This window comes from Rhodoferax sp. GW822-FHT04A08, from assembly GCF_058801025.1.
Genome location: NZ_JBXAMW010000003.1, coordinates 176,524 through 203,448 on the forward strand (window position 1 = coordinate 176,524; position 26,925 = coordinate 203,448).

Here is a 26,925-nt window from a genome sequence, read left to right on the forward strand (position 1 = left end):
TCAACATGACTTTGAGAAAACAGATACACAACCTGCTGGCCAACGAAGACCTGAACTTCCTGCTGACCAACCGCTTGCCGCGGCGTTGGCTGACCCAGTTCATGGGGCGCTTCAGCAAGATCGAGAACCCGCTGGTGCGCAGTGCTTCCATCGGCATCTGGAAGTTCTTCAGCGACCTGGACCTGAGCGAGGCGAAGAAGCAGCACTTCAAAAGCATGCACGACTGCTTTACCCGCGAGCTCAAGGACGGCGCACGCACGATCGACACCGATGCCAACGTGATGAGCAGCCCGGTGGACGGCATCATCGGCGCCTGCGGCCCCATAGCCGGCACGCAAGTGTTCCAGGCCAAGGGCTTCCCCTACACGCTGGAAGACTTGCTGGGCACCGAAGAAGACCTGAGCGCCTGGCGCAACGGCACCTTTGTTACCTTGCGCCTGACCAGCAGCATGTACCACCGCTTCCACGCACCCTACAACTGCACGGTGGACAAGGTGCGCTACTTTTCCGGCGACACCTGGAACGTCAACCCCATCGCACTCAAGCGCGTGGAAAAGCTGTTCTGCAAAAACGAGCGCGCCTTCATCAGCACGCGCCTGAACGGCACCGGTTCCATCAACGGGCAGCGCGTTGCGCTGGTGCCAGTGGCGGCCATTCTGGTGGCCAGCATCCGGTTGCACTTTCTGGAAGTGCTGCTGCACATGGGATACAAGGGCGCCAAGACGATGGCCTGCAACGCCAGCTTCGGCAAGGGTCAAGAGATGGGTTGGTTCCAGCATGGGTCTACGGTGATCGTTCTGGCACCCGCCGGGTTTGCCCTGTGCGAAGGACTAGAGCAAGGGACTCACGTGCGGATGGGTCAGGCGCTCCTTCGCTGGAGCCATTGATCCGGGCAGGTGGATGCCATCCACCATGCCAAATTGCTGCTCATGCCGTGCGAGCACATCGCGCAGCACTTCCTCAAAACTCTCGCACACCGCGCCCCAGGCCAGATAGGCCACGCTGCGCGGGCTGACCTCACGCATCTGCTGCTGCCGGGCTCGGTCCATGGCCAACTCCACCGATGCGTTCACGAAGGCCAGCTCATCGCCATTGGGCACCAGGATGCCGTTGTGGTTCTGGATGATGAGTTCCTGCGCGGCGGCATTGGCATACGACACCACGGCCAAACCACTGGCCAGCGCCTCGGGCACCACGTTGCCAAACGTCTCGGTGAGGCTGGGGAACAGGAACAGATCACCCGATGCGTAGTGCGCCGCCAGCTCCTCGCCCTTGCGGATGCCGGCAAAGTGTGCGTCCGGGCACATCTCTTCCAGCGTCTTGCGCAAGGGGCCATCGCCCACAAACACCAGCTTGGCACGCGGCTGCTTGGCCTGGATGGCACGGAAGGCCGAAACCACCAGACCCACATTCTTTTCCTTGGCGAGGCGACCCACCAGAATCACCACCGGGTCGTCCGGCTGCACGCCCCAGCTTGCACGCAGGGCTTCAGAGCGGCGGCTGGGCTTGAAGAGTTCAATGGCCACGCCGCGCGACACCAGCGTGACGTTGTCGTAGCCACGGCCCTTGAGCTCCTGCAGCATGGCACGCGTGGGCACCATGGTGGCTTGTGTGCGGTTATGCAGCTTGCGCAAATAGCTCTCGATGGGCGACTTCAATATGCCCATGCCGTAGTGCTGCGAGTAGCTATGGAAATTGGTATGAAACGAGCTGGTCAGCGGCAGGTGCAGCTTGCGTGCTGCGGCCACGGCGGACCAGCCCAGCGGGCCCTCGGTCACCACATGCACGATGTCCGGCCTGCGCTCGCCCCACAGCTTGGCCAGACGGCTCTTGGAGGGCAGACCAAAGCGCAACTCGCCATAGGTGGGCAGCGGTATGCCTTTGGAGAGCACCTGGTCCAGGCCTTCGCGCATATCGTTGGCTTCGCGTGCCTGGCGCGGCCGCACAACCTGAATGGCATGGCCACGGTTCAGCAGTCCCTCCACAATGCGCCCCAGCGTCATGGCGACGCCGTTGACTTCTGGTGGAAAGGTTTCCGTCACGACGGCAATACGCATACTCGACTGCCGCGCCGCGAAGGACTCAATGAGGAGGTCGTCTGTGGTTTTCACACCGCTAGACTAAAGATCAATCACTGCAATTTGGTGATGCTTTTTTGACAGTTTGAAGTCTTTGGCGGCCACACAACGACCATTGAATTGCCTAAAGTCAATGAAGGTCGACCGAAACAGGACATGGAGCCCAACCGTCTGCCTATGATGGTCCGCAGGAGCAGGAATATGCAACAACAACCGCAGTCAGACCCAATGACGGACGCACCCCGCCTGGACGGACTCAGTCCGGAGGAAGCGCGTCGCCGCCTGGAGGCTGACGGCCCCAACCTGCTGCCGGGCAATCTGCCCAAGTCGACCTGGGCGATTGTGCGTGACGTGGTGACCGAACCCATGTTCCTGATGTTGCTCGCAGGCGGCGCCATCTATCTGGCGCTGGGTGACAAGGCCGAAGCCATCTTCCTGCTGAGTTTTGTGCTGGTGGTGATTGGCATCACCCTGGCGCAGGAACGCAAGACCCAACGGGCGCTGGAGTCCCTGCGCGAGCTGTCGGCACCGCGTGCCCTGGTCATCCGCAGTGGACAGGAACAACGCATTGCCGGGCGCGATGTGGTGTGCGGTGATCTGCTGGTACTGCTCGAGGGCGATCGCGTTGCGGCGGACGCCAAGTTATTGAGGGGCTCGGTGGAAGTCGATGAATCGCTGCTGACCGGCGAGTCCGTGCCCATTGCCAAACTGCCGGATGGCAGCACCAACCTGTTTGCCAGCACCGTGGTCACACGCGGCATGGCCTGGGCCGAAGTCACTGCCATCGCGCAGCAGACATCGGTGGGGCGCATCGGTGCCGACCTGGCAGCCACGGTGGAACCGGTCTCGGCTTTGCAGCAAAGTTCGCGCACATTGGTAACCCGGCTGGGCTGGGGCGCATTCGGTCTTGCCGCGACGCAGATCGGCCTGAACTGGTTGTGGGACGGCCACACCCTGCTGGAGAGTCTGCTCACGGGCATTGCGCTGGCCATGGCCATCGTGCCGGAAGAAATACCGGTCATCCTCACCGTCTTTCTCGCCCTGGGTGCCTGGCGCATCGCACAGCAGAAAGTGCTGACGCGCCGTGTCAGTGCAGTGGAGGCACTGGGCGCCATCACCGTACTGGCCGTGGACAAGACGGGCACGCTCACCCAGAACCGTATGGCCGTTGCCGAACTGACCCTGGAGGATCAGCACTTCACGCCCGAGGGCGCCCAGGAAATGCCCGAACTGTTTCACCGGCTGACTGAATTCGCCATGCTGGCCACGCCGGGCGACCCGTTTGACCCCATGGAAAAGGCCATCCAGCAGTTCGGCCACCAGTGGCTGGAAGGCACCGAGCACGTGCATGATGGCCATGTGCCGGAAGTGGAATACCCCCTGTCCCAGGACATCCTGGCCATGACGCGGGTGTTCACCAACGCAGACCCGCAACAGCATCTGCTGGCCACCAAAGGCGCGCCCGAGGCTGTGGCCGATTTGTGCCATCTGGAGCCGGCGCGGCGCGATGCAATTCGCCTGCAGGTAGAGGCCATGGCCCAGCGCGGACTGCGGGTGCTGGGCGTGGCCTGCGGTCGCTGGGACAGTGCCACACCGGAGCATGTGCACCCGACCAGCCAGCATGATTTCGACTTCGAGTTTCTGGGCCTCATTGGCCTAGCCGATCCACCTCGGCCCGAAGTCGCTGCCGCGTTGGGCGAGTGCAGGCAAGCCGGCATCCGCGTCATCATGATGACCGGAGACCATCCTGCCACGGCACTGGCCATAGCCAAATTGGTCGGGCTGTCGCAACGTCCGGAAGTCATCACCGGCACAGAGATCGAGAGCCTGCAAGACGAGGCCCTGAAAGCGCGCCTGCAGCAGGTGGACATCTGCGCGCGCTTGGCACCCCACCATAAGTTGCGCTTGGTCAGCTTGCTGCGCCAGGGTGCGGCGGTGGTTGCCATGACCGGCGACGGTGTGAATGATGCCCCCGCCCTCAAGGCCGCCGACGTGGGCATTGCCATGGGCCAGCGCGGCACCGATGTGGCGCGCGAGTCCGCAGCCCTGGTATTGCTGGACGACAGCTTTGCGCGCATCGTGGCCGCCATACGCCAGGGGCGGCGCATCGATGACAACATCCGCAAGGCCACCCGTTTTGTGTTCGCGGTGCATATCCCCATCATTGCGCTGGCGCTGGTGCCGTCCCTGCTGAACTGGCCCATTCTGCTATTGCCGGTGCATATCGTTTTGCTGGAGCTGTTGATAGACCCGGCCTGCTCCATCGTGTTTGAGGCCGAACCTGAAAGCGAAGACGTGATGACGCGGCCACCGCGCGCTGTGGGCGACTCGCCTTTTGCTGCGACCTATCTGCTGCACGCCACCATGCAGGGCACGGGCCTGGCAGCGGTGCTGCTGCTCGGGCAGGCATGGCTGACTGCCACGCTGAGCAGCAGCGACCAGGCACGCACGCTGGTCTTCTGCGCCTTGCTGGTGGGCGTACTGTTGCTGATTGCCGCCAACCGCAACCAGACGCTGCCAGTCTGGAAAAACTTCCGCGGCGGCAACCCCTGGTTGTCACGTATGGGTGCCGCCGTAGGAGCCATGCTGACCCTGGTATTGGCCGTCCCCTGGTTGCGCAACCTCATGGGCTTGTCCATGCCGCCGTGGCAAAGCTGGTGGATGCTGCTGCCCATGCTGCTCGCGTGCGTAGTCTGGCTGGAGGCCCTGCGCCGCAGGACCCATCCCCTCTCTGGAATTTGAACAACCGCTGCGGTGCAAGCCGCGCCTCTGCGTCTGCAACATAGGCCGGCACAGCCTTTGTCATCAGCTTTACATGCTAGACACATAGCATGGCGCCGTTATTGTTCAACCTGGGATTTCATAATGAAAACTATTGACTCCGTTACGCAACGCAAGGGGTTGGTGCTGTCACTGTGCATTGCGTCCGCTGCGGGTATCGTCTTGTTGGGCTGCGGTGGCAGTGAAGGACAACCCTCCGTCAGTGTGACTGGCGTGGCAGCTACCGGCGCAGCCATGAGTGGGGCATCCATTTCGGTAATTTGCGCGGGAGGCTCCGTTGCCAGCACCAAGTCTGCTGCGGATGGAAGCTACGCTGCCACCGCCATAGGCAAGCTTCCTTGCCTGATCGAAGCAGATGATGGCTCACGCAAACTGCATTCCGTAGCCTACGGTACTGGCAACTCGGGCACTGCTAACGTCACGCCGCTTACCGAACAATTGGTTGCGTCCCTGTCATCGGACACCGTGGATACAGCGGCTTTCTTCAGTGCATTTGACGCGAGCATGGCAGCCTTGCTGGACCCGACCAAGCTGGCCGCTGCGCAGACCCTGGTGCTCAATGATCTGAAGGCCAAAGGTTTCAACGTTGACAGTCTCAAAGACCTCATCACGGACAAGCTGGTAGCGAAGACGGGCAGCCAATCCGGCAACGGCTATGACGCATTGCTGGATGCTGTTGCTGCTAAACCCGTCAACGTACGACTGATTGCCATGAACGACTTTCACGGCAACTTCGCTCCCCCTTCCGCCAGCAACGGCGGGACCATGGTGCTCCCCAACGGCGGTGCCGGTCAAAGCGTGACCGTGGGCGGAGCGGCTTACCTCGCCACGCTGGTGAAGAACCTCAAGGCCCAAAACACTAACAGCATCGTAGTGGGCGCGGGCGACTCCATCAGCGCTTCGCCGTTCGAGTCCATGATCACCCACGACGAGGCCACGGTGGACATCCTCAACAACATCGGCCTGGAAGTCACATCGGTAGGCAACCACGAATTTGACCGCGGCAGTGCGGAATTGCTGCGCATTCAGAATGGTGGCTGCTATCCGGCATCAGGCACACAGGGTGTTGTCGGTGCGGACACCTGTCTGGTCAATGGCATCTACCCGGGTGCCAAGTTCAAGTATTTGGCGGCCAATGTCAACGTCACAGCAACCGGAAAGACGCTGCTGCCTGCCACCTACATCAAGCGCTTCGGAACGGTAAGCGTGGGCTTCATCGGCCTGACCTTCCAGGGAACTCCCACCGCCGTGGCCGCCAGCGGTATCGCAGGATTGGAATTCAAGGAAGAGTCTGCAGTCATCAACCAGTACGCGGCCAAACTCAAGGCCAACGGTGTCAACGCCGTGGTCGTCCTGATTCACCAGGGTGGCCAGACCACGGCCACCACCATCAACGACAAGACCTGCCCCGGCTTTGCTGGTGACATCACCACCATCGTGGACAAGCTGTCTGCGGACGTGGACATGGTGGTGAGCGGCCATACCCACCAGGAATATGTCTGCAACTATCCTGCCAAGGCAGCCAAGAAAAACATGCTGCTGACCTCCACCGGCTATTACGGTGGCGCAGTCACCGCAGTGGACATGGTGCTGCAGCCCAACAAGGGTATGGTTTCGGCTAGCGCCAATACGGTGCCGGTAATCCGAGCAGATGTGGCCGGCAATGCGACTCTGCCTTCTGGCTTCACCTCCGTGGCCAAGGACGCAACCATTGACGGCTTGGTGACCAAGTACAAGAGCCTCTCCAGCACGCTTGCCGCGCAAAGTGTGGGAACCATCACCTCCAGCATCAACCGGGCACTCATGACGGTAGCCGGTGTGACCGGGCGGGATGAAACTGCCGAAGGTGCCATGGGTGACGTGATTGCCGACTCCTATCTGCTGGGTGTTCCTGGCGGTGCTGACATTGCATTTACCAATCCGGGCGGCGTGCGTGCGGACCTGAGCTATGCGGCGCCGGGCAATGTGACCTATGCGGCACTCAATACGGTGGAGCCATTCGGAAACACGCTGTCCACCTTGAACCTGACCGGCGCACAGTTGCTGCGGCTGCTGGAACAGCAATGGGAGGCCCCCAACAACACCGCGAAGACCAATGCTGCAACCGGCGCAGTAGGACGTCTGCTGCAACCGTCTTCTGGCCTGACCTACACCTATGACAACAACCAGCCTGCAGGGCGCCCTGTTGGACAGGGTAACCGCATCGTGCCGGGAAGCCTGAAGCTCAAAGGCGTGGCCATTGACCCAGCCAAGAGCTACAAGATCGTGACCAACAGCTTCCTGGCCAGCGGCGGAGACAACTTCACCGTGATGGCAACTGGCTCCAACATCACCGACACCAAGATGCTGGATCTGACCGCGCTGATTGCCTACTTCAATGCGAACTCTCCCGTGAGCCCGCCCGCACCGCGTGTGACCCGTCTAAACTGATGGCAAGCTGCACTACAGCCCTCCCGCTCGCGGGAGGGCTTTTTCCATTGGGAACGGTAAATCCCGCATGACGTTCAACCGATTGAAGTGGATAGCCGTGCCGGTTCTGCTGGCGTGGGCCACACAGGCAGCATGGGCCGCATCCGATGCACGCCAACAAGCCATCGCCGAAGCGGCCGCCCTGGCGCAGGCACAGTGCTACCCGCACATGTACCGCGACACCAATGCCTACTCGCAATGCATACGTGATATGCGCAACGACCCCAAGCTATCGACGCCTAAGAAACTCGGTGTGGAATATTTTGGGTTTGTGGGCGCACTGAGCTATGCGCGCGTGGGTCATCTGCATGCGAGGCAGATTGCGGCTGAATTTCTGCAGGATTTCCGCCAGACCCAGAAGCAGCTTGGCGTTGGCGACAAAGCCCTGTGCAGCACGATACCGGGCGACTGCACCGTGCGTATCGCGCAAACCCGGGAGATGGAGGCCGCACCGCCCAAGGCCACCGGCATGCGGGTGCAGTGCGTGGGGAAAATCTGCAATCTGGTACCCGCGGAATAGGTGACTGAAAACTAACGCGTCATGGGCCGAGAGGGCAACCGGTGCAGTGACCTGCTCCGACCCCACCAGATCAGCACCATTCCGCCGGTCACCATCACGGCAAATCCCCATACCAACGCATGCAGGGGCACCTCCACCGCAATGGCAACCGCGTAGACGCCCAGCATCAGCAACATACCCGCGTTCTCGTTGAAACCCTGCACCGCGATGCTGCGCCCTGCCGTGAGCAGCGTGCAGCCGCGGTGCTGCAACAGCGCATTCATGGGCACCACGAAAAAGCCCGCCAATGCGCCCACCAGCACCAGCAGCAACGCCGCCGTCCAGGCGCTGTGCACGCACAGCAGCAGCGGCACCAGCATGCCCATGACAATGCCCACCGGCAGCAGCCGCTCCGCCTGGGTGAGCTCGACCCAGCGGCTGGCCAATATGGCACCAGCCACCACACCCAGCGCGGTGATGCCCTGCAGGTAAGCCGCCTGTGCCAGAGGCAGGCCCAACGCCTCATGCGCCCAGCGCAGCACCATCAGCTGGAGGGTGGCACCCACGCCCCACAGCAAGGTGGTGACCGACATTGACAAGCCACCCAAGGCATCGCGCCACAGCACACGGTTCTCGGCCACAAAACGCTTGATGAGCTGGGCCGGATGGATGGAGTGCGGGTCGTAGCGCGCGCCGCTGTCCACCACGGCGGCGCTCAGCAACATGGCCACCGCATTCATCACCAGCAGCACCAGCATACCGGCCACCAGCGCCGTGGGTTGCACAAGTAGGGTCAGCGACGGAAACGGCATGGCCAGGCGCGGCATCAACGGACTGACCAATAGCCCTCCCAGCACGGTACCAAAGATCACCGCGCAGACGGTAACGCTTTCAAAAAAGCCATTGGCGCGCACCAGGTCGCGCGCGGGCAGCAGCTCGGTGATCAGGCCGTATTTGGCAGGCGCATAGATAGCCGATCCCAGGCCGGCGAGCCCGATGGCCAGCACCGGATTGCCGCCGCACAGCAGCCACACCATGGCCACCACCTTGAGCGCGTTGGCCAGCAACATCACACGTCCCTTGGGAAAGGCGTCCGCCAAGGGCCCCACAAAGGGCGCCAGCACCACATAGAACAGAGTGAAACTGATCTTGAGCAGCGGTATCAGCCAACCCGGCCCCGAGAGCTCCAGCACGCGGGCGATGGCGACAATCAGAAAGGCGTTGTCGGCCAGTGTGGAGAGGAACTGCACTCCCAAAACCAGATAGAAGGCGCGGGGCATGGGTGTGTGTCGCAATGGTGAATGCATGAAGTCAGCATCGTGACGCAGCCGTGTGAAAGGCCCATGACACAGCAGCAAGTCGCGCAGCACCACATAATCAGCCGCATGATTACCGTACATCACCTGGAGACGTCCCGCTCCCAACGCGTACTGTGGCTGCTGGAAGAATTGGGCGTCCCCTACGACATCAAACGCTACCAGCGCGATCCCAGGACGCGGCTGGCGCCCCCGGAACTCAGGGCCATTCACCCCTTGGGCAAGTCCCCCGTCATCACCGACGGGAACGAGGTCGTTGCCGAGTCGGGTGCCATACTGGAATATCTGGTGGAAAAATTTGGTGAGTGGGCTCCACCTGAACTGGCCGGGCTGCAACCGGCCGCAGGTACCTGGGCGCATCGGCAGTGCCGCTTCTGGATGCATTTTGCCGAGGGCTCGCTGATGAACTGGCTGGTGATGAAGCTGGTGTTCATGTCGATCCCGAAGCAACCCATGCCCTTCTTCGTGCGCCCCATTGCCAAACAACTCTGCGCCCAAGTGCAAGCCATTCTGATCGACCCCAATCTGCGCACGGCCCTGGAGTTCATCGATGCGCATCTGGGAAAGCACAGCTGGTTTGCGGGAGACCAGATCAGCGTGGCCGATTTCCAGATGAGTTTTGCCATCGAGGCCGCTCTCTCGCGCAGCGAAGGCGCGAGCCGCTATCCGAACATAAAGGCCTACCGGGATCGCATGGTGGCCCGCCCCGCCTACCAGCGCGCCATCGCCAAGGGTGGCCCGGTTGTGATGGTCTGAGTCCGCGCTATTCGCGCGGCTTGCGGAACGCCAGCCACGCCGCAATGGCAGTGAAGGTCACGATGATGGCTACCACGATCCAGAAACCATAGGGGTGCTCGTTGAAGGGGATGCCGCCCACGTTCATGCCCAGCAAGCCGGCAATGATGTTGATGGGCAGCGCCAGCACCGTCACGACCGTCAACACAAACAGGGTGCGGTTGCTGGCCTCGGCCACGCGTCCGGCGATCTCTTCCTGCAGCAATTTGATGCGCTCCTGCAGCGCCGCCATGTCACTCAACGCTACGTTGAACTCTTCGGTGGATTGGCGCAGTTCCTGCAAATCGTCTTCCACGATCCACCGGGGTGGTTTGGTCAACAGACGAAAGAGTGCGGCGGGCTCCGGTGCCAGCAGACGTTGCAGCCGTACCAGCAACCGGCGCAGCGACCCCAGATCGGCGCGCTTCTTCTCCAGCCGGCCCGCCAGCAGGTTGTCCTCGATCTCGTCCACGCGCTGGGTGGTGCCGCGAACAATGCTGACCAATACATCTCCCTGGTCATGCATCAGATGCACCGGCAGCTCCACCGACGAGCCCATGGCCGCCCCCCGTTTGACCGCATCCCGCAACCGGTCTATGGAACGCAGTGGCTGCAGGCGCGCAGTGACCACCAGACGTGGGCCCACCGAGAGCCACAGGGTGGATATATCGGAGGGTTCAAAGGCAAAGTCGTAGTGCACGTCATTGACCACAGCCACCAACATGTCGTCGTCCAGCTCAACGCGGGTGGAACGGGAGCCATCCCGCAAGGACTCGTAGAACTGGTCGGACAGCGTGAGGTGTTCGCGCATCCACTTTTCCGCAGCGCTGTGCGCCAGGTTGAAATGCAGCCACACAAAGCCTGAGTGCTGGTCGGCACCTGTCTGGCTCAGCCACTGCAGCGCAAGCTGCGCATCAACCGGAGCGCCCTGCCCCGTTGCTCCGAACTGAAAGCCGCAGATCAGGCCCGAAGGGTCGGCGCCGTAAGGGGTAGTTGGGGTAGTGCTCATTGCGCGATCCCGTTGCACAGGCAAAGGTGCGCAGCATAACCGCGAAATATGTCAGTTCAGCCCAGCCACTTCTGCATGAAGCTGGCTTCGCCCGCTGCCGGATCCAATGCATAGCGGGCAAACCCCACGCGGGCGTACAGGCGCATGGCACCGGCGTTGCCGGACAGCACTTCCAGCGTGAGTTTGCAGGCACCGCGTTCGCGTGCCACTGCTTCAACCAAGCCGAACATGCGTTCGGCAATGCCACGGCCCCTGTAGACGGAAAGGACTGCCACATCGTGCACATTGATCAGAGGCTTGCAGGCAAAGGTGGAAAAGCCCTGCATGCAGTTCACCAGCCCCACGGGAATGGTGTCCGCTTCGCCATCAAATGCCAGCACGCTGAAGGCGCCAGGCACACGCGCCAACTCCGCCACCAAGTGGGCCTTGGCAAATGCGCTCAGACCTTCGCCTCCGCCCATGGGATCACGCGCATAGGCGTCCAGCATCTCCACCAGAGCCTTGCCATGCAATGGATTGGCATAGTCGGCCAGGCAGACACGGATGGTGTCGGTCATGCTCAGACTTTCAGGGTATCTGCAATGCGCTGGGCAGACTGCTGCGCCTGTTTGGCGTCGCGGGCCTCCACCATGACGCGCACCAAGGGTTCGGTGCCGCTGGCTCGTATCAGCACACGACCGCTGTTGCCCAGCTCGGCCTCCACCGCCTGGGTGGCACTGTGCAGGGCCGCATTGGCCTTCCAGTCCTGGCCCGGGGTCAGCCGTACATTGATCAGGGTCTGCGGGAACAACTCCACGCCTTGCAGCAATTGCGCCATGGAGCGGCCCGAGCGCACGCAAGCCTGCAGAATCTGCAGCGATGAAATCAAGCCATCACCGGTAGTGTGCTTGTCCAATGCCAGCAAGTGGCCGGAGCCTTCGCCGCCCAGAATCCAGTGCTTCTTTTCCAGCTCTTCGAGCACGTAGCGATCACCCACCTTGGCACGCACGAACTGCACGCCACGCGACTGGAGTGCGACCTCCACCGCCATGTTGGTCATCAGCGTTCCGACCACGCCCGGAACGGCCTCACCGCGGCCCAGCCGGTCATCGGCCATCAGATACAGCAGCTCGTCACCGTTGAACAGGCGTCCCGTGTTGTCCACCAATTGCAGGCGGTCCGCGTCACCGTCCAGCGCGATGCCGAAGTCCGCATGATGTTCCTTCACCGCCTGCACCAGCGCCTGAGGATGCGTGGCACCCACGTCCTTGTTAATGTTGAGCCCGTCGGGCGAACAACCGATGGCAATCACTTCGGCGCCCAGCTCATGGAACACCTTGGGGGCGATGTGGTAGGCCGCGCCGTGTGCCGCGTCGACCACAATCTTCAGACCCTTCAGAGTCAGGTCATTGGAGAAAGTGCTTTTGCAGAATTCAATGTAGCGGCCGGCTGCATCCTCCAGACGGCGGGACTTTCCCAGATGGGCGGATTCCGACCAGACCGGCGCCTGTTGCAGCGCGGCCTCCACCGCTTCTTCCCAGGCATCGGGCAGCTTGGTTCCTTGTGCGCTGAAGAACTTGATGCCGTTGTCCGCAAACGGGTTGTGGCTGGCACTGATGACCACGCCCAGGGACGCACGCTGGGCTCGGGTCAGATAGGCTACGCCGGGCGTGGGCAGCGGGCCCAGCAGCACCACATCCACGCCCGCCGAATTGAAGCCACTCTCCAGCGCACTCTCCAGCATGTAGCCGGAAATGCGGGTGTCCTTGCCGATCAGCACGGTGGGGCGCGCCTCGGTCTTCTTGAGCACCTGTCCGACGGCATGGGCCAGACGCAGCACAAAGTCCGGCGTGATGGGCGACTGCCCCACGGTACCGCGAATGCCATCGGTTCCAAAATACTGACGTCCCATGGTTACTCCTGTGTTTGTTTGTATTGGATAAAAAACCTGATCGGGCCAACGCCCTTCCCCGAAATTACCGCGCCGCCTGACATGCTGCCCATACCTTGAGTGATTGGACGGTCTGTTTGACGTCGTGCACCCGCACCACCGTAGCGCCATTTTGCACAGCGATCAATGCCGCCGCCACGCTGGGCACCATGCGCTCCTGCGTATCCATGGTGGCAACACTGCCCAAAGAGGTTTGCGTTACAGCGGCCAGCGAAGACTTGCGCGACCAACCGGCAAGCACCGGGTAGCCCAAAGGCAACAATTCGGCCTGGCGCGCCAGCAAGGCAAAGTTCTGCTGCACGGTCTTGCCAAAGCCAATGCCGGGATCCAGGCAGATGCGTTTGGCATCCACCCCCAGCTGTTGCAATTGAAAGGCCGCCTGCTGCAAGAAGGAATAGACCTGCGGCAACACGTCCCCTTCCATGGGCGCTATCTGCATGGTCTGCGGCTCGCGGTGCATATGCATGAGGCACACGCCGCACGATGCGTGGGCACTTGCCACCTGCTGCCCGGTCAAGCCGTGGGCATCACCTTGCCAGCGCAAGGCCCAGATGTCGTTGATGATGTCGGCCCCCAGGTCCAGCACGGCCTGCATGACGGCAGGCTTGTAGGTATCCACCGAAACCGGCACACCCAGCGTCACCGCATGGCGCACCACTGGCAGCACGCGCGCCAGCTCTTCATCCAAAGGTACTGCAGGTGCCCCGGGCCGCGTGGATTCACCACCGATATCCAGGATGTCCGCGCCGTCCTTGAGCAACTGGTCGCAGTGGGCAATTGCCGCGTCGCGCGATGCAAACTGCCCGCCGTCGGAAAAAGAATCGGGCGTGACATTCACGATGCCCATGACCTTGGGTTTGGACAGGTCAATGGTGAAGCGGGAGGTTTGCCAAAACATGCTGAAGGCCTTGTGTGCTGCTCTGGGAGCTACCATGACAAACGGGGCTTGCGCCCCGTTTCCTGACTGCTGACAGCCTCTGAAGAATCAGGCAACCGTTGGTGCGGGATCGACCGATACCGCAGGTGCGCCACCGTCGCTGCCGCCGCCGGAGTTGGGCGTACGGGGTGTCCAGTCCTTGGGCGGGCGGGGTTCCTTGCCTGCCATGATGTCGTCGAGCTGGTCACTGTCGATGGTTTCCCATTCCAGCAGGGCCTTGGCCATGGCGTGCATCTTGTCCTGGTTGTCTTCGATCAGCTTGCGCGCAAGGGCGTACTGCTGGTCGATGATGCGGCGCACTTCGGAGTCCACCTTCTGCATGGTCTGCTCACTCATGGTGGTGGTCTTGGTGACGGAGCGTCCCAGGAACACTTCACCTTCGTTTTCAGCGTACACCATGGGGCCCAGTGCATCGGTCATGCCGTAACGGGTAACCATGTCACGGGCGATGTGGGTGGCACGCTCGAAGTCGTTGCTGGCGCCGGTGGTCATCTGCTTCATGAACACCTCTTCCGCAATGCGGCCACCGAACAGCATGCTGATCTGGTTGAGCATGTATTCGCTGTCATAGCTGTAGCGGTCTTGTGCCGGCAGGCTCATGGTCACTCCCAGGGCGCGGCCACGGGGGATGATGGTGACCTTGTGCACCGGGTCGCACTTGGGCAGCAGCTTGCCGATCAGCGCATGTCCCGACTCGTGGTAGGCCGTGTTGCGGCGCTCTTCCTCCGGCATGACCATGCTCTTGCGTTCCGGGCCCATCAGGATCTTGTCCTTGGCCTTTTCGAAATCCTGCATCTCGACCAGACGCGCATTGCGGCGCGCAGCCATCAGGGCCGCTTCGTTGCACAGGTTGGCCAAATCGGCACCGCTCATGCCGGGTGTGCCACGGGCAATCACGCCCGGGCTCACGTCCTGGCCCAAAGGAACCTTGCGCATGTGCACGTTCAGGATCTGCTCACGGCCACGGATATCGGGCAGCGTGACATAGACCTGGCGGTCAAAACGTCCCGGGCGCAACAAGGCGGCATCCAGAATGTCGGGGCGGTTGGTGGCAGCCACCACGATCACGCCAACATTGGTCTCGAATCCATCCATCTCCACCAGCATCTGGTTGAGGGTTTGTTCACGCTCGTCATTGCCGCCGCCCAGGCCAGCGCCACGCTGGCGGCCCACGGCGTCGATTTCATCGATGAAGATGATGCAGGGTGCATTCTTCTTGGCGTTGTCAAACATGTCACGGACACGGGATGCGCCCACGCCCACAAACATTTCCACAAAGTCGGAACCGGAAATGCTGAAGAACGGTACCTTGGCTTCCCCAGCGATGGACTTGGCCAGCAGGGTCTTGCCGGTGCCGGGAGGGCCAACCAACAGCAAGCCGCGCGGAATGCGACCGCCCAGCTTCTGGAATTTGGCAGGGTCCTTGAGGAAGTCCACGACTTCCTTCACTTCTTCCTTGGCTTCGTCGCAACCTGCGACGTCGGCAAAGGTCACGGTATTGGTGGTTTCGTCCAGCAGGCGCGCCTTGCTTTTGCCAAAGCTGAATGCTCCGCCCTTTCCTCCGCCCTGCATCTGACGCATGAAATAGATCCAGACGCCGATCAACAGCAGCATGGGCCCCCAGCTGACCAGCAACGTCATCAGCAACGAGCCTTCTTCACGTGCCTTGACGTCGAATTTGACCCCGTTGTTGATCAGGTCGCCCACCAGCCCGCGGTCCAGATAGGTGGCCGTGGTCTTGACGCGACGGTCATCGGTGGTGACCGCAACAATCTCGGTACCGCCTTGACCTTCTTGAATGACGGCACTCTTGATGTGCTTGTTGCGCACTTCTTCCAAGAAGTCGGAGTAGCCCAGCGTGCCTACTCCGCTGGTGCCACGGGCATCAAACTGTTTGAACACGGTGAACAGCACCAGGGCGATCACCAACCAAACTGCAATTTTCGAAAACCACTGATTATTCAAACGAAGCTCCAGATAGGGCGCAAAAGAAGGTAGACGCATCCCTGCAACGCCTACGTGGTACCCATTTTAGGCGTTTCAAGGTGAAAGACACGGTATTTTCGCTATCGCGGCCATATAAATGGCATGGTCTTGATCCAACTACTTCAGGCCTAAGCCCACCAGAAAGGTCTCTGAAGAACGGTCGCGTGAAGCCTTGGGTTTGAAGGGCTTGACCTGCGTAAAGGCATCCTTGAAGCGCTGCACCACCGCGTTGTAGCTGCCACCGTGAAACACCTTGGCCACCAGTGCGCCCTGCGGTTTCATGTGGTTCTGGGCAAACTCAATGGCCAATTCGATCAGGTATTCGACCCGGGCCGCGTCGGCGGAGGCGATGCCGGACAGATTCGGCGCCATGTCGGACACCACGATATCGGCCTGGCGCCCAGCCAGCGCGGCTTCCAGCTGCTGGAGCACCTCGGCCTCCCGAAAATCGCCCTGGATGAAGGTCACGCCCTCGATGGGCTCCATGGGCAGCAGATCCAGCCCGATGATGGTGCCATTCAGGTCGCCCACTGCCGCGCCCTGCGGCGACATGCGGCGGCGCAGGTATTGGCTCCAGGCCCCGGGCGTACAGCCCAGATCCACCACCAGTTGCCCGGGCTTGATCAGGTGCAGGGCCTCGTCTATTTCCTTGAGCTTGTAAGCCGCGCGCGCCCGATACCCCTCCTTGGTTGCCAATTTGACGTAAGGGTCGTTGATATGGTCGTGCAACCAGGCCTTGTTGACCTTTTTGCTACTGGTTTTGGTTTTCATACACTTTCATCCTATTGGCAAGCGAGCTGAGCCGCTTGCGCCGGGCCGGAGACATAATACCCACATGCCCCAAATTCAACTGACTCCCGCCCAACGCAAGGTTCACCGCGCCGAGGCCCACCATCTTGATCCCGTCGTCTTGGTCGGCGGCGATGGTCTGACCGCCAACGTCATCAAGGAGGTCGATGCCGCCCTCAACGCCCACGGCCTGATCAAGGTGCGGGTGTTTTCCGATGACCGCACGGCGCGCGAAGCCATGTTCCAGCAGCTCAGCACCGATCTGAACGCTGCCCCCATCCAGCACATTGGCAAGCTGCTGGTGCTGTGGCGCCCGCAGCCCGAAAAAGAAAAGGTCATTGACGAAGACCGCATGCCCGGCCCGCGCGATTTCAAGGTCCTGAAATACAGCAAGCGCGCCGGTCAACGCCCCGAAGTCAAGACCCTGCGGGTGCTCGGTAACCAGCGCTTGACAGCCGGTGGCAACGTACGCCGCGCCAAACCCAAGCCCAAGGTCAGCGTCAAAAAACGCAGTCAGACCTGATTACCGGCGTCTGCCTGCGGTGCCACGACGGCAAGTGCCAGCTTGCCAAACACCGCCAGGGCGCACAGCCATTGCGCAAAATACATGGCACTGCCTACGCCGTGCCAAAGCCTGAGGTTGTCACGCGCAACAATGTGCGGTGACACACCAAACTCCACCAGCAACGCCAAAAGAGCCCCGGCCAGCGCCAGCATGGTGATGGCTGGAACCACGGCCATTGGCATGGCGTGCTTTTCCGACCGGAGCAGCAGCACCAGCAACAACGCACAAACCGCCGATATTGCGGTTTGTGTACTGAACAGCTTGGCTGCCATGCCACCGGCCACGGCCGGCGTAGGCAAGTTGGCAAACAGCATGGGAACGACAAAGAAACCCAGCACCGTCAGGCTCATGGCCCAGGCTGCTGCCAGCCACAGCGGCGCGGTGCGCAAGAGGTGTTGCAGAAGCTTCAAATGTAGTGAACCGCGACGACTTCGTAGGAACGCTCACCGCCCGGCGCCTGCACCACAGCGGTATCGCCCTCTTCCTTGCCGATCAGCGCGCGTGCAATCGGCGAACTGATGTTGATCAGGCCCAGCTTGAGGTCGGCCTCGTCTTCCCCCACGATCTGGTAGCGAACACGGTCACCCGTGTCCTCGTCTTCCAGATCCACGGTGGAGCCGAACACCACACGACCACCGGCGTCCAGCGAAGCCGGGTCGATGATCTGCGCAGCCGATAGCTTGCCTTCGATTTCCTGGATACGGCCTTCCACAAAGCCCTGACGCTCCTTGGCCGATTCGTATTCCGCGTTTTCACTCAGGTCGCCCTGGGCACGGGCTTCGGAAATCGCGTTGATCACCGAAGGACGCTCTACGGTCTTGAGTTTGTGCAGCTCGGCCTTGAGGATCTCTGCGCCGCGCTTGGTAATGGGAATGGTTGCCATGGATGTATTTGAAAAGGAAGGCCGGATTATGACAACTTAAGCCGTCAGTTGCGCATGCATTTCCTGCACGGAAATCACGCTGAGGTTGTCCAGGTATTTCATGCCTTCCACGGCAGCCTCGGCGCCCGCAATGGTGGTGTACGTGGTGACCCGCGCCAGCAGTGCCGACGTACGGATGTGGCGGGAATCGACGATGGCGTTGCGACGCTCTTCCACTGTGTTGACGACCATGGCGATCTCGTTGTTCTTGATCATGTCCACGATGTGGGGACGGCCCTCGGTCACCTTGTTGACCACGCCGCAGGCCACGCCGGCAGCGTTGATGGTGGCAGCAGTTCCCTTGGTAGCAACCACTTCAAAGCCCAGTGCTACCAGTTCACGCGCCACTTCCACGGCACGCGGCTTGTCGCTTTGCTTGACCGAGATAAAGGCCTTGCCACCGCGCGGCAGCTTGGCGCCCGCACCCAGTTGGGACTTCACAAAGGCTTCGCCAAAAGTCTTGCCCACACCCATGACCTCCCCGGTGGACTTCATTTCCGGTCCGAGAATGGTGTCAACGCCCGGGAACTTCACGAAGGGGAAAACGGCCTCTTTCACACTGAAATACGGTGGTGTGACCTCCTTGCCAATGCCCTGGCTGGCCAGTGTCTGTCCGGCCATGCAGCGCGCTGCGACCTTGGCCAACTGGATGCCGGTGGCTTTGGAAACAAAGGGCACGGTACGGCTGGCACGCGGGTTCACTTCCAGCACATAGATCACGTCCTTGCCGTCCACATTCTGGATGGCAAATTGCACGTTCATCAGGCCAACCACATTGAGTGCGCCGGCCATAGCGGCCGACTGGCGCTTGATCTCGTTGACGGTATCCGCCGACAAGGAATACGGCGGCAGCGAACAGGCGGAGTCCCCGCTGTGCACGCCGGCTTGTTCGATGTGTTCCATCACGCCGCCGATGAAGGTGGCGCCAGTGGAGTCTCGCACGCAGTCCACATCGCACTCGATCGCATCGTTCAGAAAGCGATCCAGCAGCACGGGCGAGTCGTGGCTGACCTTGACGGCCTCGCGCATGTAGCGCTCCAGATCGCGCTGCTCGTGCACGATTTCCATGGCGCGGCCGCCCAGCACGTAGCTGGGGCGCACCACCAAGGGGTAACCCAGAGCAGATGCCTTTTCCAGCGCTTCCGGCTCGGTACGGGCCGTGGCGTTCGGGGGTTGGCGCAGCTTGAGTTCGTGCAGCAGCTTCTGGAAGCGCTCACGGTCTTCCGCCGCGTCGATCATGTCGGGCGAGGTGCCGATGATGGGCACGCCGTTGGCTTCCAGATCGAGTGCCAGCTTCAGCGGCGTCTGGCCGCCGTATTGCACGATCACGCCCAGCGGCTTTTCCTTGTCGACGATTTCCAGCACATCTTCCAGCGTCAGCGGCTCGAAGTACAGGCGGTCCGAAGTGTCATAGTCGGTGGACACGGTTTCGGGGTTGCAGTTGACCATGATGGTTTCATAGCCATCTTCGCGCATGGCCAAGGCGGCATGCACGCAGCAATAGTCGAACTCGATACCCTGGCCGATGCGGTTGGGGCCACCACCCAGCACCATGATCTTTTTCTTGTCGGTAGGCGCGGCTTCGCACTCGGAGCCATCGGCTTCGTAAGTGGAATACAGGTAGGCGGTGTTGGTGGAGAACTCTGCCGCGCAGGTGTCCACGCGCTTGTAGACCGGGCGCACCCCCAGGGCGCGGCGCTTCTCGCGCACGGCCTTGTCGGTGGTCTTGAACTGGCGCGCCAGGCGACGGTCCGAGAAGCCCTTCTGCTTGAGCGAGCGCAAGGTGGCCGCATCGATCTTGTCCAGCACCGAGCCGCTGGCCGGTTGCGGCAGGCGTTCGATTTCCAGTTCGATCTTCACGATCTGTTCGATCTGCACCAGGAACCAGGGGTCGATCTTGGTCAGTGCAAACACCTCGTCCACGCTCATGCCCTGGGCAAATGCGTCGCCCACGTACCAGATGCGCTCGGGGCCGGGCTCGCCCAGTTCCTTTTCCAGGACTTCGCGGTCCTGGGTCTTTTCGTTCATGCCATCCACGCCAACTTCCAGGCCACGCAAGGCTTTCTGGAACGATTCCTGGAAGGTGCGACCCATGGCCATCACCTCGCCCACCGACTTCATCTGGGTGGTCAGGCGGCTGTCGGCGGCGGGGAATTTTTCGAAGGCGAAACGCGGGATCTTGGTGACCACGTAATCGATGCTGGGTTCAAACGACGCGGGGGTTGCGCCACCGGTAATGTCGTTGCGCAGCTCATCCAGTGTGAAGCCTACGGCCAGCTTGGCAGCCACCTTGGCAATCGGGAAACCGGTGGCCTTGGAGGCCAGCGCGGAGGAGCGCGACACGCGCGGATTCATCTCGATCACCACCATGCGCCCGTCCTTGGGGTTGATGGAGAACTGCACGTTGGAGCCACCGGTGTCCACGCCGATTTCGCGCAGCACAGCCAGGGAGGCATTGCGCAGAATCTGGTATTCCTTGTCGGTCAGGGTCTGGGCCGGAGCGACCGTTATGGAGTCACCGGTGTGCACGCCCATGGGATCCAGATTCTCGATAGAGCAGACGATGATGCAGTTGTCCGCCTTGTCGCGCACCACTTCCATCTCGTACTCTTTCCAGCCGAGCAGCGACTCTTCGATCAGTAGTTCGTTGGTGGGCGAGGCTTCCAGGCCGCGCTTGCAGATGGTCTCGAATTCTTCCGAGTTGTAGGCAATGCCGCCACCGGTGCCGCCCAGGGTGAAACTGGGGCGAATGACGGTGGGAAAGCCCACAACCTTTTGCACATTCCAGGCTTCCTGCATGCTATGTGCAATGCCTGAGCGCGCGGAGCCCAGGCCGATCTTGGTCATGGCGTCCTTGAACTTCAGGCGGTCTTCGGCCTTGTCGATGGCCTCGGGTGTGGCGCCAATCAGTTCGACCTTGTATTTCTCCAGCACGCCGTGGTGCCAGAGGTCCAGCGCACAGTTCAGTGCGGTCTGGCCGCCCATGGTCGGCAGGATGGCATCGGGACGCTCCTTGGCGATGATCTTCTCGACCGTCTGCCAGGTGATGGGCTCGATGTAGGTAACGTCCGCCGTGGCCGGGTCGGTCATGATGGTGGCGGGGTTGCTGTTGATCAGGATGACCTTGTAGCCCTCTTCTCGCAAGGCCTTGCAGGCTTGCACGCCGGAGTAGTCGAACTCGCAGGCCTGGCCGATGATGATGGGGCCGGCGCCGATGATGAGGATGCTTTTGATATCAGTACGTTTTGGCATTTTTTACCTGGCTTCTAACTAGTTCAGACTCGCGGTGGCCAGCTTGGTTCCAAACCAGAGGAACAAGCCGCCCACGCTGCTGGAGAGACTGGCGGACAGGCGTTTGCGGGCGCGAAACGCCTGGGCCATACGGGCCCCGAGGAAGATGAGAGCGGAGAGATACAGGGCACTGAACACCATGATGATGGAGCCCAGGATCAGGAACGGAACGGCAGGTGTTTCGTAGCTGGGGTCAATGAACTGCACAAAGAAGGACAGCAGGAACAGGATCGCCTTGGGATTCAGCAGGCTGATGACCAGTGCCTTCTTGAACGGGTGCTGCATATTGATGGGCGCCTGCACTGCGGTGGCGGCTTCTGTCGCCTTGTTGCGCCACTTCTGCCATGCCGACCAGATCAGGTTCACGCCCACCCAGGACAGGTAGGCCGCGCCCAGGTACTTCACCAGGACAAACAGTGCGGGATTGGAACGCAACAGGCTGGCTGCGCCCATGGCGGTCAGCAGCAGGAGAATCGTGTCGCCCAGAAAGACGCCGAATGCGCCCTGGTAGCCCGCCTTGACGCCACGCGCCGTGGCGACCGAGAGCACATAGAGCGAGTTTGGCCCGGGCAGCAGGATGATGCCGAAGGCGCCCAGCACGTAGGTCCAGAGATCAGTGACCCCGTAAAAACTCATGCACGTTGCTCCATCAATCCAACGAAACGGTCAAACAGATAGCCGATGTCCTGTGGGCCGGGTGACGCTTCGGGGTGCCCCTGGAAGCAGAACGCCGGCTTGTCGGTACGCTCCAGCCCTTGCAGCGTATTGTCAAACAGGCTGATATGGGTGGGGCGCATGTTGGCAGGCAGGGTCTTCTCGTCAACCGCAAAACCATGGTTCTGGCTGGTGATGGATACACGGCCACTGTCCAGGTCTTTGACCGGATGGTTGGCACCGTGGTGGCCGAACTTCATCTTGAAGGTGCTCGCGCCCGAGGCCAGGGCCATGATCTGGTGACCCAGACAAATGCCAAATACCGGAATGCCGGTCTCAATCAATTCCCTGGTGGCAGCAATGGCGTAATCGCAAGGCTCCGGGTCGCCGGGACCATTGCTCAGGAATACGCCATCAGGCTTGTACTTGAGCACCTCCGCAGCGGGAGTTTGCGCAGGCACCACGGTGACCTTGCAGCCGCGCTCCGCCAGCATGCGCAGAATGTTCTTCTTGACGCCAAAGTCGTAGGCCACCACATGGAATTTGGAGGTGGACTGCTCGCCATAGCCGGTGCCCAGTTGCCATTCGGTCTGTGTCCAGTCGTAGGCGACGGGACTGGTGACCAACTTGGCCAGATCCAGGCCGGACATATTGGGTGCGGCCTTGGCCGCAGCGACAGCGCGCTCCACGACGGCGCTGGTCACCTTCTCGCCCATGGCCAAGGCCATGATGCAACCATTTTGCGCGCCGTGGGTGCGCAGCTGGCGTGTGAGCTGGCGGGTATCGATATTGGCGATGGCCACGGTCTTTTCAGCGATGAGATACGCGCTCAGGTCCTGGGACTTGCGGAAATTGGAGGCAATCTGCGGCAGGTCCTTGATGATGAGACCGGCGGCCTGGACCTTGTCGGACTCGATATCTTCGGCATTGACGCCATAGTTACCGATGTGGGGATAAGTGAGCGTGACGATCTGCTGGCAGTAGCTGGGGTCGGTGAGGATTTCCTGGTAGCCGGTCATGGCCGTGTTGAACACGACCTCTCCGACGGTGGAGCCAGCGGCTCCGATGGAATTGCCAACATAGACCGTGCCGTCTGCGAGCGCCAGGATGGCGGGTGGGAAGGTTCCCTTGAGTGACAAAAGCACTGGTGACTCCGAATGGGTTACGGTTAGGCCCAAACGCGCTCAGAGTGGCTCTTGAGCGGATGCTTTTGAGAGGGGAAGTTTCAGAGTTGCGCTTGGGACAGCTGTTTTCTGGAAAGCCACTGATTATAGCGGAAGGGAGGTTCTGGCTTGTCCTTGGGCACTTCGATTTGCCGTTGGTGCGCGCTGTCTTGCGGGAGGCAGAGGGGTTCACGCCCTCATGCGGGGTACCGCAAAATCGGGCGCGAACCCCTCTGCCTCCCGCAAGACCGAGTTATTGGCGCACAAACGATTTGGACCTGTGATCACCAGCAACGCAGTTGCGCGGGTGGGGCTTGGGTTTTGACCCGATTTTGCGGTACCCCGCATGAGGGCCAAAGCCCAAGCCCCACCCGCGCAACGGAACCAAAAGCAGGCAAACTCAGCCCAATCCCAAAGAACTGGCATGCAGGCATATCGCAGCGGCGGCGGCGACGTTCAAAGACTCCTCACCGCCTGGCTGACCGATACGCGCAAACACGGTGGCCCGTGCCATCAGCTCCTTCCCCACGCCCTGCCCTTCATGCCCCATGACCCAGGCACAAGGACGCGGAATGCGCAGATCCTGAATCAGCTCCCCCTGATGCGAACTGGTCACCACCAAAGGCACTTGCAAGCCCTGCAGATCGGAAAGCTCCAAGCCCTCGACCAAGTGCAAGCCAAAATGCGCGCCCATGCCGGCACGCAACACTTTCGGACTCCACAAGGCAGCGGTGCCCTTGAGCGCCAGTACTTGGCGGAAGCCAAAAGCACCGGCACTGCGCAGGATGGAGCCCACGTTTCCAGCATCCTGCACCCGGTCCAGGATGACCGACGCAGCGTTTCCATCAAAATGCTGTTCTTCAGGCAAGTTCAGCACGAACCCCACGCTAGCGGGGGATTCCAAGGCGCTGATATCGCGAAACAGGGCATCTGGCACCACCACCTGCTTGCCACCCGCCTCGGCAATCGGGCCACGCACAGTTGCCCAGAAGGACTCGGCATACACGGAGGCTGCCGGTTGCACGCCCCGCTGGAGTGCCGCGCTGCACAGGTGGTCGCCTTCAACCCAGAATCGCCCGGCCTTGCGGTAGGCGGTGTTCTCATGCGCAAGCTTGCGCAGCTCCTTGAGCAACGGGTTCTCGCGAGAGGTGATGAATACGGGTTCGCTCATGGATTCCTCAAACCAGGACTTGCGCCACCGGCGCGAAGGTCTTGCGGTGTTCCGGACAGGCGCCGTGCGCGCGCAACGCCGCCAGATGTTCGGCCGTGCCATAGCCTTTGTGCCCGGCAAATCCATATTGCGGATAGCGCAGATCCAGCTCTGCGCACCAACGGTCGCGCGTGACCTTGGCCAGGATGGAGGCCGCTGATATGGCGGGCACGGTAGCGTCACCCTTGACAATGGCCTCGGCCAGCACGTCCAGCACCGGCAGGCGGTTGCCATCCACCAGCACCTTGGCGGGCTTCAGGCGCAAGCCTTCCACTGCGCGGCGCATGGCCAACAAGGTTGCCTGCAGGATATTGAGCTGGTCTATTTCCTCCACACTGGCCTGCGCCACCGAGCAGCACAGCGCCTTGGCGCGAATTTCGTCATACAACCGGTCACGCTGCAAAGCACTGAGTTTCTTGGAATCGTTGAGGCCTTTGATCGGGTGCAAATCGTCCAGGATCACGGCGGCAGCAACCACCGGGCCCGCCAGAGGGCCACGCCCCGCCTCATCAACGCCGGCAATCAGCCCGGTAATGTCCCAGCACAATTCGGCCTGGCGGGCCATGGTGGGTTCAGTTCTGGAGGATTTTCTGGATCGCATCGGTGGCTATTGTCGCGGTGTCGCGCTGCAGTGCACGGTGCAAGGCGTCAAATTTTGCATGCAATGTCTGCAAGCGTGCGGGATCGCGGTCCGCGGCATCCAGCCAGGAGATCACCTCGAAGGCCAGTGCCTTGGGAGTCGCCGCGTCCTGCAGCAATTCGGGCACCACAAATTCTTCGCACAGGATATTGGGTAGCCCCACCCAGGGTTGCAAGCGCTTGCGTCGCATGATTTCCCAGGACAACCAGCTCTGGTGGTAGGCGATCACCATGGGCCGCTTGAACAAGGCCGCCTCCAGCGTGGCCGTACCGCTGGCGATCAACGTCACATCGCAGGCAGCCAAGGCGGCATGGGACTGGCCAGCCAGTACCTGCACGCAGCCCGTCAAACCCGTCTGCTGCACCAGTACTTCAATGGTGTCCTTGAAACCAGGCACGGCAGGCAGCACAAACTTCACTTGCGGCTTTTCCGCCTTGATCAGTGCCGCGGCCTGCAGAAAGCGCTTTGCCAGATGGGCAATTTCCGAACGGCGACTACCGGGAAGGATAGCAACAACCAAAGCGTCGCTCGAAAGCCCCAAAGCTTGCCGAGCCGCAGCCTTGTCCGCCTGCATGGGGATAACGCTGGCCAGCGGATGCCCCACATAGGTCGCGGCAATTCCGTTGCGCTCCAGCAATGCAGGCTCGAAGGGAAAAATGCACAGCACATGGTCGGCACTGCTGCGGATCTTTTCCATGCGTTCAGGACGCCAGGCCCAGACCGAAGGACAGACAAAATGGACAGTCTTGATTCCAGCGCCGCGTAGATCAGCCTCCAGCTGGAAGTTGAAGTCCGGCGCGTCCGTGCCTATGAAAATGTCGGGGCGCTTCTGCAGCAGACGGGCGCGCAATTGGTCCCGGATACCGACGATTTCCCGGTAGCGGCGAAGCAGTTCCCAGTTGAAGCCGTGAACGGCCAGCTTGGAATGGGGCCACCAGGCCTCAAAGCCCTGGCGCTGCATGTGAGGCCCACCGATACCGAAACTGGTCAAGTCCGGCCAGCGCGCTTTCATGCCACCCAGCAACAGCCCAGCCAACAGATCCCCGGAAACTTCTCCGGCCACCATGGCAATGGCCGGCGCCTGCGGCTGGCTTGACGGATCCGCCATGACAGCCTTTAGCGAACGATGCCGCGCTGCGGAGACGTTTGCTCCAGAAAGGCCAGCATCATGTCCACATCCGGCGCGGCTTCAGGGGTGTCGTCGGTCAGCTCACTGATGCGAAGCTGCGCCTGCTCCAGCGTCAGGTCATCGCGGTACAGTGCCTTGTGCATGGCCTTCACGGCCGCAATGCGCTCGGGACTGAAACCACGACGGCGTAATCCTTCAAAGTTCATGGAGCGCGCGGATGCCGGCTGTCCCTGGCACATCACAAAGGGGGGCAGATCGGCAAACAGCAAGGCACACATGGCAGTCATGCTGTGGGCGCCGATGCGCACAAATTGATGCACGACGGTAAAGCCGCCCAGGATGACCCAGTCGCCCACCTGCACATGCCCGGCCAACTGCGAGTTGTTGGCAAAGATGGTGTGGTTGCCGACCTGGCAGTCGTGCGCCAAATGCACATAGGCCATGATCCAGTTGTCGTCACCCACCCTCGTCACGCCAGCATCGCCCGGCGATCCGATGTTGAAGGTGCAGAACTCGCGGATGGTGTTGCGGTCACCGATGATCAACTCGCACGGCTCGCCCGCGTATTTCTTGTCCTGCGGAATGGCGCCCAGGGAGTTGAACTGGAAGATGCGGTTGTCCCGGCCGATGGTGGTGTGGCCTTCGATGACACAGTGCGGGCCCACCGTAGTGCCCCCACCAATGCGGACATCGGGACCGATCACGGTATAAGGGCCAACCGTGACAGAACTGTCCAGCTCGGCTTTGGGATCGATGACAGCTGTGGCGTGGATGGCAGTCACG

Annotated in this window: 23 protein-coding genes; 6 read left to right on the forward strand and 17 right to left on the reverse strand. The window is 61.3% G+C overall.

Annotated elements, in window-relative coordinates:
- Positions 1-5: 5 nt before the first annotated feature.
- Complete coding sequence (asd, locus tag AC1RMF_RS07995; protein ID WP_493141048.1) at positions 6-887, forward strand: archaetidylserine decarboxylase; 882 nt, start codon at positions 6-8, stop codon at positions 885-887.
- On the opposite strand, the gene AC1RMF_RS08000 is transcribed toward asd, so the two are convergent.
- The gene (locus tag AC1RMF_RS08000) at positions 831-2,057 is read right to left on the reverse strand and encodes a glycosyltransferase family 4 protein (RefSeq protein WP_493141049.1); all 1,227 of its coding nucleotides are present in this window, start codon (positions 2,055-2,057) and stop codon (positions 831-833) included. The two genes, asd and AC1RMF_RS08000, sit on opposite strands and share 57 nt — an antisense overlap.
- 222 nt (positions 2,058-2,279) lie before the next feature.
- On the opposite strand from AC1RMF_RS08000, the gene AC1RMF_RS08005 reads away from it, so the two are divergent.
- The 3 genes from AC1RMF_RS08005 to AC1RMF_RS08015 all read left to right on the forward strand — a co-directional run bounded on the left by AC1RMF_RS08005 (position 2,280) and on the right by AC1RMF_RS08015 (position 7,848).
- Positions 2,280-4,820: a cation-translocating P-type ATPase gene (locus AC1RMF_RS08005; protein WP_493141050.1), complete on the forward strand. Its 2,541-nt coding sequence runs from the start codon at positions 2,280-2,282 to the stop codon at positions 4,818-4,820.
- 123 nt (positions 4,821-4,943) lie between these two features.
- The gene (locus tag AC1RMF_RS08010; RefSeq protein ID WP_493141051.1) at positions 4,944-7,289 is read left to right on the forward strand and encodes a bifunctional metallophosphatase/5'-nucleotidase; all 2,346 of its coding nucleotides are present in this window, start codon (positions 4,944-4,946) and stop codon (positions 7,287-7,289) included.
- Between the two features lie 67 nt (positions 7,290-7,356).
- The gene (locus AC1RMF_RS08015; RefSeq protein WP_342617070.1) at positions 7,357-7,848 is read left to right on the forward strand and encodes a hypothetical protein; all 492 of its coding nucleotides are present in this window, start codon (positions 7,357-7,359) and stop codon (positions 7,846-7,848) included.
- An 11-nt stretch (positions 7,849-7,859) separates the two neighbouring features.
- Here the strand turns inward: AC1RMF_RS08015 and lplT are convergent, their stop codons facing one another.
- Positions 7,860-9,107, reverse strand: a complete 1,248-nt coding sequence (lplT, locus tag AC1RMF_RS08020) for a lysophospholipid transporter LplT (RefSeq protein WP_493141052.1) — start codon at positions 9,105-9,107, stop codon at positions 7,860-7,862.
- Between the two features lie 105 nt (positions 9,108-9,212).
- Here lplT and AC1RMF_RS08025 point away from each other — a divergent pair, with 105 nt between their 5' ends.
- Positions 9,213-9,899, forward strand: coding sequence for a glutathione S-transferase family protein (locus tag AC1RMF_RS08025; RefSeq protein WP_493141053.1), 687 nt, complete (start codon positions 9,213-9,215; stop codon positions 9,897-9,899).
- A gap of 7 nt (positions 9,900-9,906) precedes the next feature.
- Here AC1RMF_RS08025 and AC1RMF_RS08030 read toward each other — a convergent pair whose 3' ends face one another.
- From AC1RMF_RS08030 to AC1RMF_RS08055, 6 genes are all read right to left on the reverse strand, one after another.
- Positions 9,907-10,926 (reverse strand): transporter, encoded by a 1,020-nt coding sequence (locus tag AC1RMF_RS08030; protein WP_493141054.1) that lies wholly within the window; start codon positions 10,924-10,926, stop codon positions 9,907-9,909.
- 56 nt (positions 10,927-10,982) lie between these two features.
- Positions 10,983-11,483, reverse strand: coding sequence for a GNAT family N-acetyltransferase (locus AC1RMF_RS08035; RefSeq protein ID WP_493141055.1), 501 nt, complete (start codon positions 11,481-11,483; stop codon positions 10,983-10,985).
- A 2-nt stretch (positions 11,484-11,485) separates the two neighbouring features.
- Positions 11,486-12,817 carry a phosphoglucosamine mutase gene (gene glmM / locus AC1RMF_RS08040; protein WP_493141056.1) on the reverse strand — a complete coding sequence of 444 codons (1,332 nt, stop codon included), beginning with the start codon at positions 12,815-12,817 and terminating at the stop codon, positions 11,486-11,488.
- 64 nt (positions 12,818-12,881) lie between these two features.
- The gene (gene folP, locus AC1RMF_RS08045) at positions 12,882-13,754 is read right to left on the reverse strand and encodes a dihydropteroate synthase (protein WP_493141057.1); all 873 of its coding nucleotides are present in this window, start codon (positions 13,752-13,754) and stop codon (positions 12,882-12,884) included.
- Between the two features lie 87 nt (positions 13,755-13,841).
- Complete coding sequence (ftsH, locus tag AC1RMF_RS08050) at positions 13,842-15,758, reverse strand: ATP-dependent zinc metalloprotease FtsH (protein ID WP_342621130.1); 1,917 nt, start codon at positions 15,756-15,758, stop codon at positions 13,842-13,844.
- 138 nt (positions 15,759-15,896) lie between these two features.
- Complete coding sequence (locus tag AC1RMF_RS08055) at positions 15,897-16,550, reverse strand: RlmE family RNA methyltransferase (RefSeq protein ID WP_493141058.1); 654 nt, start codon at positions 16,548-16,550, stop codon at positions 15,897-15,899.
- 64 nt (positions 16,551-16,614) lie between these two features.
- Between AC1RMF_RS08055 and yhbY the strand changes: the two genes are divergently transcribed.
- On the forward strand, positions 16,615-17,091 hold the full coding sequence (gene yhbY, locus AC1RMF_RS08060; protein ID WP_342617062.1) for a ribosome assembly RNA-binding protein YhbY: 477 nt from the start codon (positions 16,615-16,617) through the stop codon (positions 17,089-17,091).
- Here the strand turns inward: yhbY and AC1RMF_RS08065 are convergent.
- The 9 genes from AC1RMF_RS08065 to lpxA form a co-directional block, all read right to left on the reverse strand.
- Positions 17,082-17,534, reverse strand: a complete 453-nt coding sequence (locus AC1RMF_RS08065; protein WP_493141281.1) for a DUF4149 domain-containing protein — start codon at positions 17,532-17,534, stop codon at positions 17,082-17,084. The two genes, yhbY and AC1RMF_RS08065, sit on opposite strands and share 10 nt — an antisense overlap.
- 5 nt (positions 17,535-17,539) lie before the next feature.
- On the reverse strand, positions 17,540-18,016 hold the full coding sequence (gene greA, locus AC1RMF_RS08070) for a transcription elongation factor GreA (RefSeq protein WP_342617061.1): 477 nt from the start codon (positions 18,014-18,016) through the stop codon (positions 17,540-17,542).
- Positions 18,017-18,052: 36 nt separating this feature from the next.
- Entirely contained in the window at positions 18,053-21,307 is a 3,255-nt protein-coding gene (carB, locus tag AC1RMF_RS08075; protein WP_493141059.1) for a carbamoyl-phosphate synthase large subunit, read from the reverse strand.
- An 18-nt stretch (positions 21,308-21,325) separates the two neighbouring features.
- On the reverse strand, positions 21,326-21,982 hold the full coding sequence (leuE, locus tag AC1RMF_RS08080; protein ID WP_493141060.1) for a leucine efflux protein LeuE: 657 nt from the start codon (positions 21,980-21,982) through the stop codon (positions 21,326-21,328).
- Positions 21,979-23,145, reverse strand: a complete 1,167-nt coding sequence (gene carA, locus AC1RMF_RS08085) for a glutamine-hydrolyzing carbamoyl-phosphate synthase small subunit (protein ID WP_493141061.1) — start codon at positions 23,143-23,145, stop codon at positions 21,979-21,981. Before carA ends, leuE begins: the two co-directional genes overlap by 4 nt.
- Before the next feature lie 418 nt (positions 23,146-23,563).
- Positions 23,564-24,334 (reverse strand): TrmH family RNA methyltransferase, encoded by a 771-nt coding sequence (locus tag AC1RMF_RS08090; protein WP_493141062.1) that lies wholly within the window; start codon positions 24,332-24,334, stop codon positions 23,564-23,566.
- A 7-nt stretch (positions 24,335-24,341) separates the two neighbouring features.
- Positions 24,342-24,974 carry a ribonuclease HII gene (gene rnhB, locus AC1RMF_RS08095; protein ID WP_446737921.1) on the reverse strand — a complete coding sequence of 211 codons (633 nt, stop codon included), beginning with the start codon at positions 24,972-24,974 and terminating at the stop codon, positions 24,342-24,344.
- Complete coding sequence (gene lpxB, locus AC1RMF_RS08100) at positions 24,946-26,121, reverse strand: lipid-A-disaccharide synthase (protein ID WP_493141063.1); 1,176 nt, start codon at positions 26,119-26,121, stop codon at positions 24,946-24,948. The genes rnhB and lpxB overlap by 29 nt, the downstream gene beginning before the upstream one ends.
- An 8-nt stretch (positions 26,122-26,129) precedes the next feature.
- Positions 26,130-26,924 (reverse strand): acyl-ACP--UDP-N-acetylglucosamine O-acyltransferase, encoded by a 795-nt coding sequence (gene lpxA, locus AC1RMF_RS08105; protein WP_493141064.1) that lies wholly within the window; start codon positions 26,922-26,924, stop codon positions 26,130-26,132.
- Position 26,925 lies beyond the last annotated feature (1 nt).